Origin of the sequence: Neisseria musculi (genome assembly GCF_014297595.2) — a bacterium.
GTDB classification, from domain to species: Bacteria; Pseudomonadota; Gammaproteobacteria; order Burkholderiales; family Neisseriaceae; genus Neisseria; species Neisseria musculi.
Map to the genome: position 1 here is coordinate 1,486,565 of NZ_CP060414.2, position 16,732 is coordinate 1,503,296.

Consider the following 16,732-nt stretch of genomic DNA (forward strand, 5'->3'; position numbering starts at 1 on the left):
GGCTCACAAGCCCAGTTCGTTTAAAAAGCGCACATCGTCTGCCCAGCCCGATTTCACTTTCACCCACACTTTTAAAAACACTTTGCAGTCAAACAGTTTTTCCATATCCAGCCTGGCTTCGGTGGATATTTTTTTCAGTTTTTCGCCGCCTTTGCCGATCACGATGGGCTTTTGGTTTTCTTTATCCACCAAAACGGCAATATAGATATGGTAGATGCTGCTTTCTTCTTTAAACTGCTCGATTTCCACATTCATGGCATACGGCAGCTCTTCGCCCAAATAGCGGAACAGCTTTTCGCGCACGATTTCGGCGGCGAGAAAGCGGCTCGATTTATCGGTAACCATATCTTCGGGATAAAGCGGGGCTCCTTCAGGCAGAAAAGGCTTGATCGCGTGCAGCAATTGGGCGATGCCCAGCCCGTGTTTGGCGCTGACGGTTTCCACTCCGGCAAACTGAAACTCGGCACGCACGTTTTCGATAAAGGCAGCCAGCTCAAGCGGCGATTTTGCTTTGGACAAATCGATTTTGTTCAACACCAGCAACACGGGAATATGTTTGGGCAGCAGGCGCACCACCCGGCGGTCGGCTTCGGTGAAGCGCATGGCTTCGATAACGAACACCACCGCGTCCACGCCGCCCATGGCTTCGGTAACGTTTTGGTTGAGACGCTTGTTTAAAGCATTACGGTGTTCGGTTTGAAAACCCGGCGTGTCCACAAAAACAAACTGGGCGGTATCATCGGTGTAGATACCGGTTACTTTGTGGCGGGTAGTTTGTGCTTTTTTGCTGGTGATGCTGATTTTTTGGCCGATTAAATGGTTCATCAATGTAGATTTGCCCACATTGGGGCGACCCACTATCGCGACAAAACCGCAACGGTAGCCGTTGGCATCAGACAGATTGGCAGAAATATTTTCGTTCATGCGTTTTCTTTCATATTTTTCAGACGGCCTGATGTCTTTGCAAAAATACCCTCAGGCCGTCTGAAAGGTTTCAATATTGTGATGCCCGCGCACAGGCATACGGCCGGGAAATACTGAAGCTCAGGCCAAACGAGTTTCGGTACCCAATGCCCGAATTCCGCCCCGAAAAATGGCGGCAGACAAATTTGTTGCGCTTTTTGAACATTGCAAAAATACCGGCGTTTGCCAAACCCGGCCGTCTGAAACGGCGGCCGCCCTACCCTGCATTTTGTATGTCCGCCAGCAGGCCGCGCCAGCGTTTCACCTGCCGGCGCACCTGCTCGGGCGCGGTGCCGCCCAAATGGTTGCGGGCGTTGAGGCTGCCTTCGGGGGTGAGCACTTCATACACGTCTTCGCCCACCAAATCCGAAAAACCCTGCAGCACATCCAGCGGCAGCCCGCTCAAATCCACACCCTGCCCATCGGCATGGCGCACAGCCAGGGCAACCACTTCGTGCGAGTCGCGAAACGGCATGCCTTTTTTCACCAGATAATCGGCCAAATCGGTGGCGGTGGCAAAACCCTGCATCACGGCGGCGCGCATGTTTTCGGGCTTGACAGTTACGCCGCGCATCATATCGGCATAGATGCGCAGGGTGTCGATTAAGGTATCGGCGGTGTCGAAAAGCGGTTCTTTGTCTTCCTGATTGTCTTTGTTGTAGGCCAGCGGCTGGGATTTCATCAGCAGCATCAGCGCGGTGAGGTGGCCGATAACACGGCCTGATTTGCCGCGCACCAGCTCGGGCACATCGGGGTTTTTCTTCTGCGGCATGATGGAAGAACCTGTGCAGAAACGGTCGGCAATATCGATAAAGCCGAAGCGCGGGCTCATCCACACAATCAGCTCTTCGGAAAGGCGGCTCAAATGCACCATAACCAGGCCGGCGGCGGCGGTAAATTCAACGGCAAAATCGCGGTCAGACACGGCATCGAGCGAGTTTTGGCAGATGGCTTCAAACCCCAGCAGCGCGGCCGTGGTTTCGCGCCGGATGGGAAAGGTGGTGCCGGCCAGCGCCGCCGCACCCAAAGGCATACGGTTGACGCGCCTGCGGCAGTCGGCCATGCGCTCGAAATCGCGGCCGAACATTTCCACATAGGCCAGCATATGGTGGCCGAAGCTCACGGGCTGCGCCACTTGCAGATGGGTGAAACCGGGCATCACCGCTTCGGCGTTTTGTTCGGCCAAATCGATTAATGCACTTTGCAGATCGCAGATAAGGCTCTGTATATCGGTGATTTGGTCGCGCAGCCACAGGCGGATGTCGGTGGCAACTTGGTCGTTGCGGCTGCGGCCGGTGTGCAGGCGTTTGCCGGCATCGCCGATTTTATCGGTGAGGCGGCGTTCGATGTTCATGTGCACATCTTCCCAATCCAATGACCAAGTCATCTGGCCCGATTCGATTTCTGCTATAATGCCGGCCATTCCTTTGCGGATGGCGGCAAGGTCTTCCGCACTCAACACACCCGCTTCGCAAAGCATCTGCGCATGTGCCAGCGAGCCTTGTATATCCCACTTTGCCAGGCGTTTGTCGAAACCGACTGAGCCTGTATATTTTTTTACCAACTCGGATACAGGCTCGTTAAAACGGCCCGACCAGGTTTTGCCATCGTTCATCATCCGCTCGCTTGCTTATCGCATTATTTAGGGGTTTTATTGCAAAGATGCCTATTATACGTCAAATACACTCTTGGTTTGCAGTGCCGGATTTACGCAATTTCGGCACCATTGCGCGCTTGGTGCTGACCAGCATGCTGGCCTTACTGCTGTTTCCGCTGATTAACCATTCTTCTGAAAACTATCTCAGGCAGGTTTACGAGAATGCAGCCTGGGCAGCACCCACGCTGCTGCTGATTCTGATAAAAGGTTATGCGCTGGCAAACAGGTTTTCAAACGTTACCGAATCCAGATTCGGCGTACCAATCGTACACCTTTCCAACCTTTTGCTGTTTGTATTGGTCGATTATGTGATACTGGGCGAGCGCATGGCGTTTTGGCAGCATTTTTTCCTGTTTAATTTTTTTGCTTTGGGTTTTATGTACACCGAAGCATCACGCCGTTACAGCCTGGCTCCCTCGCTTTCCGAAGCACGCCTCTCCGCGCTGACCGCCCGCATCCGCCCGCACTTTCTGTTTAACAGCCTTAACGCCGCCATCAGCCTGATCCGTCTGCGCCCCTATGATGCGGAAACCCTGCTCGAAAACCTGGCCAACCTCTTCCGCGCCCAACTGCGAGACGGCAGCCAAAACAGCACACTGGGCCAGGAAATCGAATGGGCTCAGGAATACATCGCCATCGAACAGATCCGCATGGGGCACACGCGCGTGCAGGTCATGTGGCAGCACCATGCGCCCGATGATGCCGAAACCCCCCACCTGCTGTTGCAGCCCCTGTTGGAAAACGCCGTATTCCACGGCATTGAATCCACCCACCGCCCCGGCTGTATTTCAGTATTGACCACGCGGCAGAAGCATTGGATCTATATCCGCATCGAAAACCCCTACATCCCCACCGACAGCCGGGAAAACGCCAAGCCCCACAAAGGCAACTCTATGGCGCTGCGCAATCTGAAAGAGCGTTTGGTGCTGATGTACGATAACGATGCGGTCATCAAAAGCCGCCAGCTTGACGGTATTTTCCGCGTAGATATCCGCCTGCCCTACCGCCGGAAGGCTTCCGATTTAAAGAAATTGTTCGGTTAAACGTTGCAACCGCAACCGGCCGCCTGAAAAGAGATTCAGACGGCCGGTTGTATCAAAATTCCACCGCCCTTCCCTGCGGTTGCTTTAAACCTTGGGGAGCCGGCATATAATACCGCCATATTTTCACCCGCTAAAGGAATCAAGCCATGCGTTGGCAAGGAAGAAAACAAAGCTCCAATGTGGAAGACCGCCGCGGCCAAAACAGCCGCATCGGCGGCAAAAGCACCGGCATCATCGGCATCATCGTTTTGCTGGTAGGCGCCTATTACGGCGTAGATTTATCGGGCGTGGTCGGCACGCCGCAAATCGGCACTGCCGCCCCCCAAACCACGCTCAGCAGCGGGCAGGAAGCCCAATTGAACGAGCTTTCGCGCGTGGTGCTGGCCGACACCGAAACCGTATGGGCAGATTATTTCGGCAAACGCGGCAGCCGCTACACACCCGCCACGCTGGTGCTCTACACCGCCGGCACACAAACCGCCTGCGGCACCGGCCGGGCTGCGATGGGGCCGTTTTACTGCCCCGCCGACCGCAAAGTGTATCTGGATTTGTCGTTCTACGAAGATATGCGCAAGAAACTCGGCGCATCGGGCGATGCAGCGTTTGCCTATGTGATTGCCCACGAAGTCGGCCACCACGTGCAAAACCTGCTCGGCATTCTGCCGCAGGTAAACCAGGCGCAGCAGGGCATGGGCAAAGCGCAGGCCAACGCGCTTTCGGTGAAACTCGAATTGCAGGCCGACTGCTTTGCCGGCATTTGGGCGCATAACGCCATCAACCAAAAACTGTTTGAACAGGGCGATATCGAAGAAGCCGTGGCCGCCGCCGAAGCAGTGGGCGATGACCGCCTGCAACAACAGGCGCAGGGTTACGTTGTGCCCGACAGCTTCACCCACGGCTCTTCTGCCCAACGCATGAAATGGTTCAAACGCGGTATGCAGAGCGGCGACATCAATCAATGCAATACGTTTTCTTCCAATTGAATGAGAAGCAGCAAGCCCGCTGCAACATCATAAAGCATTGCCCCATTACCTGCTTACCGCACCCGGCACGCCGCCTTGTGCTTATTTCATTGTATCTCGGCTATGTGCTACCGCCCCAGGGGGCAATCCCGGCCACACCATGTTGTTGAAAAATTAACGGCTTGCAAAATTCTGCCACAAAGGCCGTCTGAACATCATGTTCCAACCCGGCAGCCCCACCGGGTTTTCAGACGGCCTGAACGGATTTTGCCGAATTCCCGCAACAGCGCAGTTACCCGCCCGCCACTTTCTTATTGCGCAGCAGACACAGCATATCGGCGGCAACGTGTGCGGCTGCGATTGCGGTAATCTCGGCGTTATCGTATGCAGGGGCAACCTCCACCACATCCATGCCGACAATATTCAGGCCGCCCAAAGCGCGGACAATGCCCAGCGCGGTATGCGAATTGAGACCGCCCGGCACGGGCGTGCCGGTGCCCGGGGCAAACGCAGGGTCGAGGCAGTCGATATCGAAGGTGATGTAAACGGGATGGTTGCCGATGATGTCGTAAATGTGTTTGACGGTGGCTTCGATGCCGTTTTCGTTCACCCAGGGCGCAAACAGCATATTCATGCCCATAAAGTCGCTGTTCCAGGTGCGTATCCCCACCTGCACGGAGGTTTTCGGGTTAATCAGCCCCTCTTTAACCGCTTTGTAAAACATGGTGCCGTGGTTGAGCGATTCGGGCGCATCATCGGGCCAAGTGTCGCAATGGGCATCAAAATGCAAGAGGCTCAAGGGCTTGCCGTATTTTTCGGCATGCGCCTGCAATAAGGGGTAAGTGATGAAGTGGTCGCCGCCGAAGGTGAGCATTTTGGCGTTGCTGCCGTTGATGATACCGAGTGCGTGTTGTTTGATGGTTTCACGTATCGTCCACGGTTGGTGGGCATCAAACCAGCAGTCGCCATAGTCGATAACGGCCAAGTCGTCAAACGGGTCGAACCCCCACGGAAACAGGTTCAACTCGGCCAGTTGTACGCTGGCGGCGCGGATGGCGGCAGGGCCAAAACGCGCACCGGAGCGGAAGGTGGTGGCCAAGTCGAGCGGAACGCCCGATACCGCCACATCCACACCGGTTAAATCGCGGGTGTAGCGGCGGCGCATAAACGATAAGGCACCTGCATAAGTGTTTTCGATGGTGGAACCTTGCAGCGATTCGCGGCGGAAGGCACCGTCGCCGTAGATGTTTGTGTTCATATTGTTTGCCCTCTTGCAAGAAATCAATATGTTCAGGCCGTCTGAAAAGGGAAAAAGGCTTTCAGACGGCCTGAAAACCCTTTTACAAAGATGCCGTCAATCGGCCTGCTTTTCCGCTTCCGCCGCCTTGCGCGCGGCCTTACGCTCTTTACGTTTGGCGCGGATGCTGCGGACATGGTCGCGGAAAAAGCGTTGGCGTTGCCGTTTTTTCCACCAAAAATACAGCAGCACCACGGCACCGATGCCGATTAAAACGAACAACCCCGATTGGAATTGGTGCACTTTGTGCATCAGCCATTCACGGTTTTCGGCGCCATACCCACCCAGATACACCCACACCGGCACTGAAATCAGCGCGGCCAAACCATCCATCATCAAAAAGCGCAGGTAAGACACTTTGCGGCTGATGCCGGCAGTGATGAAAATCGGTGTGCGCAGGCCGGGCAGAAAACGGGCGGCAAACAGCACACGGTTGCCGTATTTATCGAATTTCTCCTGCACCTGTGCATAGCGTTTCGGCGTCATCACGCGGGCAATAAAGCGTACTTTCAAAATTTTATGGCCAAACACCCGGCCGGCAGCAAACATCAGCCCGTCGCCGGCCAACACGCCCAACATCCCCACTGCCACCATCGTGTGCACGTTGGTATAGCCCAAACCCGAAATCACACCGCCGGCCACCAAAGTAACGTCTTCGGGTATCGGCACCCCGAATCCGCAGGCAAGCAGCACTAAAAACACCGCTGCATAGCCGTATTCGATAAAAAATGTTTCTAAAATCGCAAGCATGTGCTTGTCCCTTTTATGGTTGCCCGGCGGCGCAGCGTTGGAAGCGCCTGCCCATCACGGCGTTGCGTTGCGTTGCCCTGCCCCGCCTTGCTGTTGGCAGCGGATGCGGTTTGCTGCACCGGCTGCATGGAAAACCTGCCCGCCGGGATTCAGACGGCCTGAAATGATTTAAATTATTGAAAATCCTTCGGCATCTGCACCGGCTTTCCACTCTGCTTTTCCGTATCAGGCGCGGCAATACACTATAGCGGACGGCACATTATTAAAGCCGTAACCATACCGCCCCGCTTTTCCGCCTGTATCCCTTGCGGCCTGCCTGCTGATTTTAAAAAGCGGACGAGCTGTAATGAAACAATCGGTTCTGCCCATCCTAAACGGCTTCGGTTGACTTCACTGCGGCCGTCTGAAACAGGCAGACTGCTGTTTGCAACACCGGCAACAGGACAGTGTGTCTCCAAGCCTCCCTCGATAACGCCACAGCCGCCATCCGCCAGCGGGATTGCGGTGGCCGGCTATCGGAGGAATATCCATGCAAACACAACCGAACGGTGATATGCCGCAATCTTCGGCAAGGCGGGAATGCGGGAATAATGTGGTTGCCAAACCTGCGGCAGCGTTTGCGCCCGCAGCCGTTTTTCCCGCACGGCTGCGGATGCCGCACCGTTTTTCAGACGGCCTCTCCAGACCGATGCCCGCCTGTTTCCGTTTCAGACGGCCTGAATATTTTCCGGCAGCATAATCGGTTTTTATGCCGTTGCGGATGACAGCGAATCTGCTTGCCACGCCGCAGCGTTGCCTGCCCTTGCAGTGTCCATGCCGCCTGTGCTTTGCAAGACCTTGCGGCGGAAGCGGATGAATCCGTTACAGTACGGCATATCCGGCAAAAGGCCGTCTGAAAACATCAAAACGCTATGGTTGTTTTACCGCAGGCGCGGCTTTGTCTGCATGGCGGATGGCATCAGCTATGCGCTCGGCCCCCTGTCGCGCCTGGTCAATCTGGCGGGCTTCCACCATCACCCGCACCACGGGCTCGGTTCCCGATGCGCGCAACACCACGCGGCCTTTGCCTTCAAGCTCTGCTTCCACTTCGGCAAGCACATGTTTGGCGGCACCCTGCCAATCCTGCCCTTTTTGAATGCGCACGTTAATCATGGTTTGCGGAAAAGCCTGCCAGTCGGAACACACCGTCATCAAATCCTGCTCCAGAATCTGCAGCGCGGCCAGCACCTGCAAAGCCGAGATGATGCCGTCACCGGTGTTGTGTTTGTCCATACACAAAATATGGCCGCTGGCTTCACCGCCGAGCAGCCAGCCGCGCTGCTGCAGCTGCTCCAACACATAACGGTCGCCCACTTTGGCGCGGCAAAACGCCACACCCTGCTCTTTCAAAGCCAGCTCCATCGCCATATTGGTCATCACCGTGCCGACCACGCCGCCGATTTCCACGCCTTCGCGGGCGCGGGCTTTGGCAATCACATAAACCAGGCTGTCGCCATCGTAAACCTTGCCGTTTTTATCGACCATCATCAGGCGGTCGCCGTCGCCGTCCAGGGCGATGCCGTAATCGGCTTCGTTTTGCAGCACTGCCGCCTGAAGGGCTTTCGGGTGGGTGGCACCGCATTTTTCGTTGATGTTGTAGCCGTTGGGTTCATCGCCGATGCTCACCACTTTTGCGCCCAGCTCGTGAAACACTTTGGGTGCCACGCTGTAGCCCGCACCATTGGCGGTGTCCACCACCAGCTTCAGGCCGCGTAAATCCAAATTGGCGGGAAAGGTGGATTTGCAGAATTCGATATAGCGGTCATCGGCACCGTTCACGCGGCGGGCGCGGCCGAGTTTGCCGGCAGGCAGGGTTTTCATTTCTTCATCGAGTTTGGCCTCGATTTCCAACTCGATATCATCGCTCAGTTTCACACCGCCTTCGGCGAAAAATTTGATGCCGTTGTCGGAATAAACATTGTGCGATGCGGAAATCATCACCCCCGCCGAAAGCCGCAGCGCGCGCGTGAGATAGGCTACCCCGGGCGTGGGCAGCGGGCCGGTTTGGATAACATTGACGCCGGCGGCGGTAAAACCCGCCACCAATGCGGCTTCGAGCATATAGCCGGAAATACGGGTGTCTTTACCGATAATCACGGTAGGCTTGTGTTCGCTGTCGTGCTGCACCAACACCCGGCCTGCGGCATAGCCGAGCTTCAAGACAAAACCGGGGGTAATCGGAAACTGGCCCACTTCGCCGCGCACGCCGTCAGTGCCGAAATATTTTTTTGCCATATAAAAACACTCCGTTTAATCGAATGTGGTATTGTAAAACAGCGCTGCCGCCGTATCCAGCGGTTTACAAGGTTTTGCGGTTTGCCGCCCGTGTATCATGAATCCGCCCGGCTGTGCGGCGGCCGAACCCTCTAATCTGCAGTAAGAAACAAGCTCTGCACGGTGCAACTTGTTGCACCGTGCGCCGGCGGAATCCGTTAGTTTTCGGAAAACAAACCGGAAACGGTACAGTCAATATGGAACCGCTGCCGCCCAACCCGCCCTGCCCGATTGAAATAATCCGTCCGAGTTTAAGGCCGTCTGAAACCGAATCGGCTATAATCGCGCTTTCCTTCCAACCCGCAAACCTCCCTATGTTTTCCGAAGCCGATCAACACCTTTTCTCCCTGCGCGACATTTTGCGTTTTGCCGTCAGCCGTTTCAACGAAGCCGGGCTGCACTTCGGCCACGGCAGCGACAATGCCCACGATGAAGCCGCCTATCTGATTCTGCACACCCTCAATCTGCCGCCCGACACGCTCGAGCCCTATCTTGATGCCAGGCTGCTGCCGGCCGAAAAAGAAGCCGTGCTCAAGCAAATCAAACGGCGCGTAACCGAACGCATTCCCGCAGCCTACCTCACCCGCCGCGCCTGGCAGGGCGGGTTTGATTTTTATGTGGACGGGCGCGTGATTGTGCCGCGTTCGTTTATCTACGAACTTTTGGGCGAACCGCTGCTGCCGTGGACAGAACACGAAGAGCTGGTACACCGCGCGCTCGATTTATGCACCGGCAGCGGCTGCCTGGCCGTTCAGATGGCACACCACTACCCCGCCGCCGAAATCGATGCGGTCGATTTAAGCCTGGATGCCCTGGAGGTGGCCGCCGTCAATATCGAGCGCTACGGCCTTGAAGAACGCATCAACCTGATCCACACCGATTTGTTTGAAGGGCTGGAAGGCACTTATGATTTGATTGTGGCCAACCCGCCCTATGTTGATGCCGAGTCGGTGGCAGAGCTGCCCGCAGAATACCTGCACGAACCCAAACTGGCCCTGGGCAGCGGTTCAGACGGCCTTGATGCCGTCCGCACAATCCTCTCTCAGGCCGCCGGATTTCTCACCCCCCAAGGCATACTTTTGGTCGAGATCGGCCACAACCGCGACACATTGGAAGCCGCCTATCCCGAGCTGCCCTTCACCTGGCTGGAAACCAGCGGCGGCGACGGTTTCGTGTTTCTGCTCACCCGCAGGCAGCTTTTAGGGGAAGAATAACAAAAACACCACCGGTGAAACCATATCGTGAACCCTCTTTATTTCTGTTGCGGCGTTGTGCCTTAGTTCAAAGAGAGCGATTTTGCCAGCCATCAAAGCGGCAACAGAACTGGTTCCTTTCTGTCTATACCGTCTGCGCTCCGGCCCTTTATCAGAAATGCCGTGGATTCGCTATAGCGGCAGTAAGGCCGTCTGAAAACATTTGCTCTGAAGCATTTCCTGTTTTCAGACGGCCTCTATTTGTTAGTGAAGCCGATTGGCTTCTGCTTCGGCTCAGCTAAAGAGAACGGGTTTTGCCGGCCGCCCGAGCGGCGGTAGAACCGGCTGCCTACTGCCGGGCGGCATCATCGTTTTGGGTGTAACGCTTCAAACCGCCGCCGAGGGCTTTATACAGGTCGGCAAGGTTTTCCAAGCGGGTGAGCTGGTTGGCCAGCAGCGCGGTGTCGGCGCTGTAGCTGCTGCGTTCGGCATCGAGCAAATCGAGCGCACTGGATACGCCGTGGCGGTAGCGCAGATTAATCAGGCGCAGCGAGTCGGCATACGCCCTGCTTTGTTTGGTTAAAGCGGCGTTGCTTTTATCCAGCTGCTCGCGGGCAACCAGGGCGTTGGCTACATCTTGGAAAGCTGACTGTACGGCGGCTTCGTAGTTTACCACCTGAATCTGCCGGCGGATTTTCGCGGCATCAAGGTTGGCTTTATTGCTGCCCCAGTTGAAAATCGGCAGGTTGATGCTGGGCGCAAACGACCATGTGCCGTTGCCGCCTTTAAACAGGCCGCTCAATTCGGTGGAGCCTGTGCCGATGGTGCTGGTAAGGCTGATGCTGGGGAAAAACGCCGCCCGCGCCGCGCCGATATTGGCATCGGCTTGCCTGAGCGAATGCTCCGCCGCGCGGATGTCGGGGCGGTTGAGCATCACTTCGGAGCTTAAGCCGGCGGGCAGTTTGCTGATTTTAAACTGTTTGTTCAACGGCAGCCCGACCGGCAAATCGGCCGGCAGCGGCTGGTTTATCAACACCGCCAACGCGTTTGCCGCCTGCTCTTTGGATTTCACGGCATCGGCGTAGTCGGCTTTGGCCGATTCGATCAGAGCTTCCTGCTGACGCAGATCAATGGCGGAAACCACGCCTGCTTTGTGTTTCAATTGGGTGAGCCTGTAGGTTTGCTCGCGGGTTTTCAACACGTTTTGCGCCAGCTTCATGCTCTCTGCAGCATAAAGTTCGTTGAAATAGGCTTTCGCCACCGAAGCCACCAAAGCAAGATGGGCGGCATCGCGGGTGGCGGCGCTGTTGAAATAGCTTTGCAGAGCGGCTTCGGTGTTGCTGCGCACTTTGCCGAACAGGTCGATTTCATACGAAGTAATCCCCAAGCCGACACTGTATTGCGAAGATATGGCGGGCTGCCCCGCGCTGCGCAGGTCTTGCGCCGTTCTGCCGCGCGAACCGCTGCCGGCGGCATTGATGCCGGGCAGCAGGTCGGCACGCTGAATCATATACTGCTTGCGCAAGGCTTCGGCGTTGAGCGCGGCACTGCGCAAATCGGTGTTGCGCGCCAATGCAATTTCAATCAGACGGTGCAGGCGCGGGTCGGCGAAATAATCCTGCCAGCCCAAAGAGGCTGCCTGAATGCCGGTGCCGGGATAAGTGTCGTATTTGAAACTTTCTGCCACGCTGACTTCAGGCTCCTGATATTTGGGCATCAGGCTGCAGGCGGATAAAACGGCTGCCGCCAACACGGACACGGCAACGGATTTGAAGTTTGGTATTTTCATATTTTGCATCCTCTGAGGCCGTCTGAAAGTTTCAGACGGCCGGTGTCGTTCAGCATACTATTCTTGGGCAGTGTTTGCGGATTGCTGCAAATCTTCAACCGCAGCCGGCTCGGGCTTGGCTTTAAACAGTTTGCGCACGGCCACGAAGAAGGACGGTACCAAAAATACGGAAAGAACCGTGCCGATCAGCATACCCCACAACACGGCGGTGCCGATGGCGCGCTGGCTGGCGGAGCTGGCACCGCTGGCGATATACATCGGCAGCACGCCCAAAATGAATGCAAACGAAGTCATCAAAATCGGACGGAAGCGCAGATGTGCCGCTTCTTTTGCCGCTTCGACCGCGCTTTGGCCGCGTGCCTGCAGATCTTTGGCAAACTCAATAATCAAAATCGCATTTTTCGCGCTCAGCCCCATCACGGTGATAAAGCCGATGCGGAAATAGATATCGTTGAGATAGGCTGCCGAACCGCCGAACAGCATATCGAAAAGATTCCGGCCGGTGGCACCCATCGACACGCCCACCAAACCCAACGGGATAACCAGAATAACGGCCAGCGGAATCGACCAGCTTTCATACAGTGCCGCCAAAACCAGAAATACCGCAATTGCCGACAAAACGTAAATCATGGTGGTTTGCGAGCCGCCCTTGACTTCTTCGCGCGACTGGCCGGCCCACTCCAGGCTGTAGCCGCCCTGCATTTCGTCTACCATCTGCTGAACTGCGGCCATCGCTTCTCCCGAAGAATAACCTGTGGCCGGCGAGCCGGTAATCTGCATGGCGGGATAGCCGTTGAAACGCACGCTCTGCTCCATACCGTTTTCCCACGACACGGTGGCAATGGTCGATAACGGCACGGCCGTGCCCGCGCTGTTGGGCACGGTAATATTCAGAATATCGGCAGGCTGCATACGGGCAGACGCATCGGCTTGAACCACCACGCGCTGCAGGCGGCCTTGATTTGGAAAATCGTTTACATAGCTCGAGCCCAAAGCATTCGACAAGGCCGTCTGAATGCTTGAGAAACTGATGTCCTGTGCGGCGGCGGCCTGACGGTTGATATCGATTTTCAGCTGCGGCGCATCTTCCAAACCGCTGGCGCGGACGGTGCCGGCATCAAAAACCGGGCTTTGGCGCATTTTCTGCATCAGTTCGTTACGGCGTGCCAGCAAGGCTTCATGCCCGCTGTTGTTGCGGTCTTGCAGATAAAAATCCAAGCCCGAGCTGTTGCCCAATTCCTGAATGGCCGGCGGCACAACGGAAATACCGAAACCGTCCCTCAACGAGCCCATCATCGCGCCGGTCAGTTTGCCGGCTACGGAATTTGCATCGCTGCCCGGTGCGGTGCGCTCCGCCCAATCTTTCAACATGATGAAGCCCATTGCCATATTTTGACCGGAACCGGAAAAGCTGAAACCCGACACGGCAATCACGTCTTTCACTTCAGGCATAGACTTCGCCAACTCAGTAACCTGCATCAAGGTATGGTCGGTGCGCTCTTTGGTGGCACCGGCAGGCAGCTGGACGCTGGCCATCATATAGCCCTGGTCTTCGATCGGTAAGAATGATGAAGGCAGACGCATCATTAAAAATACGCCCACGGCAACCAAACCTGCATAAATCACAAACATACGGCCGATTTTGCGCAAACCGGCGGCCACCCAGCCGCTGTAACGGTGTGTCAGTCTGTCAAACTTGCGGTTAAACCAACCGAAGAAGCCTTTTTTCTCTGCGTGATGGCCTTTCGGAACCGGCTTCAACATTGTTGCGCACAAAGCCGGTGTCAATGTTAAAGCCAGGAATGCCGAAAACGCAATGGCCGAGGCCATCGTGAGGGAGAACTGCCGGTAAATATTGCCGGTTGCGCCGCTAAGCATCGCCATCGGCACAAACACAGAAATCAATACTGCGGTAATGCCGACCACCGCACCGGAAATCTGCCCCATTGCTTTTTTGGTGGCTTCTTTCGGCCGCAGGCCTTCTTCGCCCATAATCCGCTCAACGTTTTCCACCACCACAATCGCATCGTCCACCACAATACCGATAACCAACACCATGGCAAACATCGTCAATACGTTAATCGACATTCCCATATAGGCAATAAAGGCAAAACCGCCCAAGATGGAAATCGGCACAACGATGGTCGGAATCAGCGTATAGCGGATGTTTTGCAGAAAGATATACATCACGATAAACACCAAAACCACAGCTTCCAGCAGGGTGTGCACCACTTTTTCAATCGATAGGGCTACGAATGTCGAAGTGTCGTAGGGCGCAGACCAAGACATACCGTTTGGAAAATATTTTTCCAGGTTGTCCATTCGGGCTTTTACCGCAGTGGCCGTAGCCAGAGCATTACCGCTGTTGGACAACATCACCGCCATACCGGTTGTGTTTACACCGTTTAATTTGGTGGAAGTCGAGTAATCCTGCATGCCCAAGCTGATTTTTGCCACGTCTTTCAGATAAACATTGGCACCGCCGGCGGTCGAACGCAAAATGATATTGCCGAACTCTTCAACCGTGCTCAGCTGGCCCTGAGCCGTAACCGTGGCCGCTACGGTTTGGCCGGCAACCGCAGGCAGCGCACCGACCGACCCGGCCGAAATCTGAATGTTTTGCGCACTCAGCGCGCTGGAAATATCACTGAACGACAAATTGTAGTTTTGCAGTTTTTTCGGGTCCACCCAAATGCGCATAGCGCGTTGCGAGCCGAATAACTGCACCTGGCCGACACCGTTGATACGCTGCAACTCCGGCACAACGTTACGCTGCGCATAATCGTTCATTTCTTCGACAGATTGGTTTTCAGACGAGAGCATCACCACCATCAAGAAATTGGAGCGCGCTTTCGACACGGTTACGCCGTATTGCTGCACCGTAGCCGGCAAAGACGAGGTTACTTCGGATAATTTGTTTTGCACATCTACCTGCGCCAAGTCTTCATCGGTGTCCGGCGTAAACGTTAATGACACCGTGCCTCTGCCGCTCGAATCGGCAGAAGTGGTCATATAGTCCAAACCTTCGACACCATACATATTGCGCTCGATAACGGCCAATACGCTGTCTTCCATCACTTGCGCAGACGCGCCCGGATAAGTGGCCGTCAGCGTGATGGTGGGCGCGGCCACCGAGGGATATTGCGAAACAGGCAGGCTCCGAATGCCGAAGATACCCGCCGCAATAATGAAAATCGAGATAACCCAAGCAAAAATCGGACGGTCGATAAAAAATTTAGCCATGTGTTACTTCCTTATTGTTTCTTTTCATCGGAAGCAGCAGGATCGGTTGCAGAGGCCGTCTGAACGGCCGCATCATTGCGCGCTGCAGGTGCGGCTTGCGGAGCCTGCCCGCCCGGCGGCGTCCATTCTTTCGGCGTCACTTTTTTCGCCTGCATCATGCCGGCGATAGACATACCGTCCACAATCACTTTGTCGCCCGCTTTCAGGCCGTCTGAAACCAACCAATTGTTGCCATACTGCTGCGCCACCGTTACCTTGCGCGGTTCCATGCCGCCCTGGGCGTTCACAATCATCACAGTATCCTGGTTGCCGCGCGTTACTGCCTGCTGCGGCACCACAAACACATTTTCCATATCGGCCTGCGGCAGGCTCACGCGCACATATAAATTGGGCAGGAGGATATTATCGGGATTGGGCACTTCGGCACGCAGGGTTACTTGGCCGGTGGTTTCATCTACCGTGGGGTCGGCAAACAGCAAACGGCCTTTGTGGCCATAGGTTTGTCCGTTTTCCAGCTTGATATCCACTGCCACCGCGCCGTTTACTGCCTTCATTTTGCCCTCGGCAATATCCTGGCGCAGCTTCATTACATCGGTTGCGGATTGGGTGAGGTTCACATACATGGGATTGGTTTGCTGGATGGTAGCGAGCTTGGCGGTGCCGCCCGCGCTGACCAACGCACCTTCCGAAACATAAGATTGGCCGATGTAGCCCGAAATCGGCGCACTGATGCGCGAACGCTCCACATTGATTCGTGCCGATTTAATCGCTGCCTGAGCGGCTTTCACGCCGGCTTCCCCGGAACGTTTGGCCTGCACGGCGGCATCATAATCCTGCCTGCTGATCGCATCGGCCGCCACCAACGGTTTGTAGCGTGCCAAGTCGGCATCGGCTTTGGCGAGCGTTGCCCGTGCGGAAGCCAGCTCGGCGCGCGCACTTTCCAAAGAAGCAAGATAAGCAGCATCATCCAATTGATAAAGTGCCTGGCCGGCTTTTACATAACTACCCTCCTGAAACAAGCGCTTTTTAACAATGCCGCCCACCTGCGGCAGAATGTCGGCCGAACGGCGCGACTCCAAGCGGCCGGGCAGATCGGTGCTGACGGTTATCGACTGCGGCTGCACCGTAACCACGCCGACCACAGGCGCAGGTGCCTGTGGCCCTGCCGCCCCCCCGGCCTGCCCGGCCGGCTCCCCGCCCTTGCCGCAGGCAGACAACGCCAACAGCGTGGCAGCGGCCACGGCCGCCAAGCGTAATGTTTTGTTAGTTTTGTTAGAAGGATAGTATTTCATCATCTTAAATCTTTCTGTTAAATGTAATTTCCTTACATATTTTGTATGTTTCAAATCTTTCTCAAACCGTGTAGATTTCTTGCCGGCATCTGCAAAACCAAGCCATACCGCCCGTATTGCGCCGTAAAGACATCATAAAAACAGGCCGATATTATACATACACGCTTGCACGTTAAAAAGTTCTTTCTTATAATTGTGAAACTTTTTTACAAAAAATAACCCGTTTCACA

At 55.5% G+C, this 16,732-nt stretch carries 12 protein-coding genes; 4 read left to right on the top strand and 8 right to left on the bottom strand.

Translation table 11 applies throughout. From position 1 onward, the window contains the following. Positions 1 to 3: 3 nt before the first annotated feature. Positions 4 to 924 carry a GTPase Era gene (gene era, locus H7A79_RS07830; protein ID WP_186999866.1) on the bottom strand — a complete coding sequence of 307 codons (921 nt, stop codon included), beginning with the start codon at positions 922 to 924 and terminating at the stop codon, positions 4 to 6. Positions 925 to 1,180: 256 nt separating this feature from the next. Next, a complete protein-coding gene (gene argH / locus H7A79_RS07835; RefSeq protein ID WP_135033753.1) occupies positions 1,181 to 2,578 on the bottom strand; it encodes an argininosuccinate lyase in 1,398 nt (465 codons plus the stop codon). A gap of 47 nt (positions 2,579 to 2,625) precedes the next feature. Between argH and H7A79_RS07840 the strand changes: the two genes are divergently transcribed. Beyond that, complete coding sequence (locus H7A79_RS07840) at positions 2,626 to 3,663, top strand: sensor histidine kinase (protein ID WP_135033679.1); 1,038 nt, start codon at positions 2,626 to 2,628, stop codon at positions 3,661 to 3,663. 146 nt (positions 3,664 to 3,809) lie between these two features. Further along, positions 3,810 to 4,646, top strand: coding sequence for a KPN_02809 family neutral zinc metallopeptidase (gene ypfJ / locus H7A79_RS07845; RefSeq protein WP_186999867.1), 837 nt, complete (start codon positions 3,810 to 3,812; stop codon positions 4,644 to 4,646). Positions 4,647 to 4,917: 271 nt separating this feature from the next. Here the strand turns inward: ypfJ and speB are convergent, their stop codons facing one another. Both speB and H7A79_RS07855 read right to left on the bottom strand, forming a co-directional pair. Beyond that, complete coding sequence (gene speB, locus H7A79_RS07850) at positions 4,918 to 5,883, bottom strand: agmatinase (protein ID WP_186999868.1); 966 nt, start codon at positions 5,881 to 5,883, stop codon at positions 4,918 to 4,920. Positions 5,884 to 5,979: 96 nt separating this feature from the next. Next, a complete protein-coding gene (locus H7A79_RS07855; RefSeq protein ID WP_135033673.1) occupies positions 5,980 to 6,672 on the bottom strand; it encodes a DedA family protein in 693 nt (230 codons plus the stop codon). Positions 6,673 to 7,201: 529 nt separating this feature from the next. On the opposite strand from H7A79_RS07855, the gene H7A79_RS07860 reads away from it, so the two are divergent. After that, positions 7,202 to 7,411, top strand: a complete 210-nt coding sequence (locus tag H7A79_RS07860) for a hypothetical protein (protein WP_186999869.1) — start codon at positions 7,202 to 7,204, stop codon at positions 7,409 to 7,411. A 170-nt stretch (positions 7,412 to 7,581) separates the two neighbouring features. On the opposite strand, the gene glmM is transcribed toward H7A79_RS07860, so the two are convergent. After that, positions 7,582 to 8,946: a phosphoglucosamine mutase gene (gene glmM / locus H7A79_RS07865; protein WP_186999870.1), complete on the bottom strand. Its 1,365-nt coding sequence runs from the start codon at positions 8,944 to 8,946 to the stop codon at positions 7,582 to 7,584. A 353-nt stretch (positions 8,947 to 9,299) separates the two neighbouring features. Here glmM and prmB point away from each other — a divergent pair, with 353 nt between their 5' ends. Further along, on the top strand, positions 9,300 to 10,199 hold the full coding sequence (gene prmB / locus H7A79_RS07870) for a 50S ribosomal protein L3 N(5)-glutamine methyltransferase (protein ID WP_187001659.1): 900 nt from the start codon (positions 9,300 to 9,302) through the stop codon (positions 10,197 to 10,199). A 328-nt stretch (positions 10,200 to 10,527) separates the two neighbouring features. On the opposite strand, the gene H7A79_RS07875 is transcribed toward prmB, so the two are convergent. From H7A79_RS07875 to H7A79_RS07885, 3 genes are read right to left on the bottom strand one after another with little or no spacing between them, the layout of a single operon-like run. After that, complete coding sequence (locus H7A79_RS07875) at positions 10,528 to 11,967, bottom strand: efflux transporter outer membrane subunit (protein ID WP_186999871.1); 1,440 nt, start codon at positions 11,965 to 11,967, stop codon at positions 10,528 to 10,530. A gap of 57 nt (positions 11,968 to 12,024) precedes the next feature. Beyond that, positions 12,025 to 15,210 carry an efflux RND transporter permease subunit gene (locus H7A79_RS07880; protein WP_186999872.1) on the bottom strand — a complete coding sequence of 1,062 codons (3,186 nt, stop codon included), beginning with the start codon at positions 15,208 to 15,210 and terminating at the stop codon, positions 12,025 to 12,027. Between the two features lie 11 nt (positions 15,211 to 15,221). Then, positions 15,222 to 16,502 (bottom strand): efflux RND transporter periplasmic adaptor subunit, encoded by a 1,281-nt coding sequence (locus H7A79_RS07885; protein ID WP_187001660.1) that lies wholly within the window; start codon positions 16,500 to 16,502, stop codon positions 15,222 to 15,224. Positions 16,503 to 16,732 lie beyond the last annotated feature (230 nt).

Excerpts from the sequence above, each read along its gene's own strand:
- ypfJ (WP_186999867.1), top strand. The coding sequence starts at position 3,810 with ATGCGTTGGCAAGGAAGAAAACAAAGCTCCAATGTGGAAGACCGCCGC.
- speB (WP_186999868.1), bottom strand. The coding sequence starts at position 5,883 with ATGAACACAAACATCTACGGCGACGGTGCCTTCCGCCGCGAATCGCTG.
- H7A79_RS07840 (WP_135033679.1), top strand. The coding sequence starts at position 2,626 with ATGCCTATTATACGTCAAATACACTCTTGGTTTGCAGTGCCGGATTTA.
- argH (WP_135033753.1), bottom strand. The coding sequence starts at position 2,578 with ATGAACGATGGCAAAACCTGGTCGGGCCGTTTTAACGAGCCTGTATCC.
- H7A79_RS07860 (WP_186999869.1), top strand. The coding sequence starts at position 7,202 with ATGCAAACACAACCGAACGGTGATATGCCGCAATCTTCGGCAAGGCGG.
- H7A79_RS07885 (WP_187001660.1), bottom strand. The coding sequence starts at position 16,502 with ATGAAATACTATCCTTCTAACAAAACTAACAAAACATTACGCTTGGCG.
- prmB (WP_187001659.1), top strand. The coding sequence starts at position 9,300 with ATGTTTTCCGAAGCCGATCAACACCTTTTCTCCCTGCGCGACATTTTG.
- glmM (WP_186999870.1), bottom strand. The coding sequence starts at position 8,946 with ATGGCAAAAAAATATTTCGGCACTGACGGCGTGCGCGGCGAAGTGGGC.
- H7A79_RS07875 (WP_186999871.1), bottom strand. The coding sequence starts at position 11,967 with ATGAAAATACCAAACTTCAAATCCGTTGCCGTGTCCGTGTTGGCGGCA.
- era (WP_186999866.1), bottom strand. The coding sequence starts at position 924 with ATGAACGAAAATATTTCTGCCAATCTGTCTGATGCCAACGGCTACCGT.
- H7A79_RS07880 (WP_186999872.1), bottom strand. The coding sequence starts at position 15,210 with ATGGCTAAATTTTTTATCGACCGTCCGATTTTTGCTTGGGTTATCTCG.
- H7A79_RS07855 (WP_135033673.1), bottom strand. The coding sequence starts at position 6,672 with ATGCTTGCGATTTTAGAAACATTTTTTATCGAATACGGCTATGCAGCG.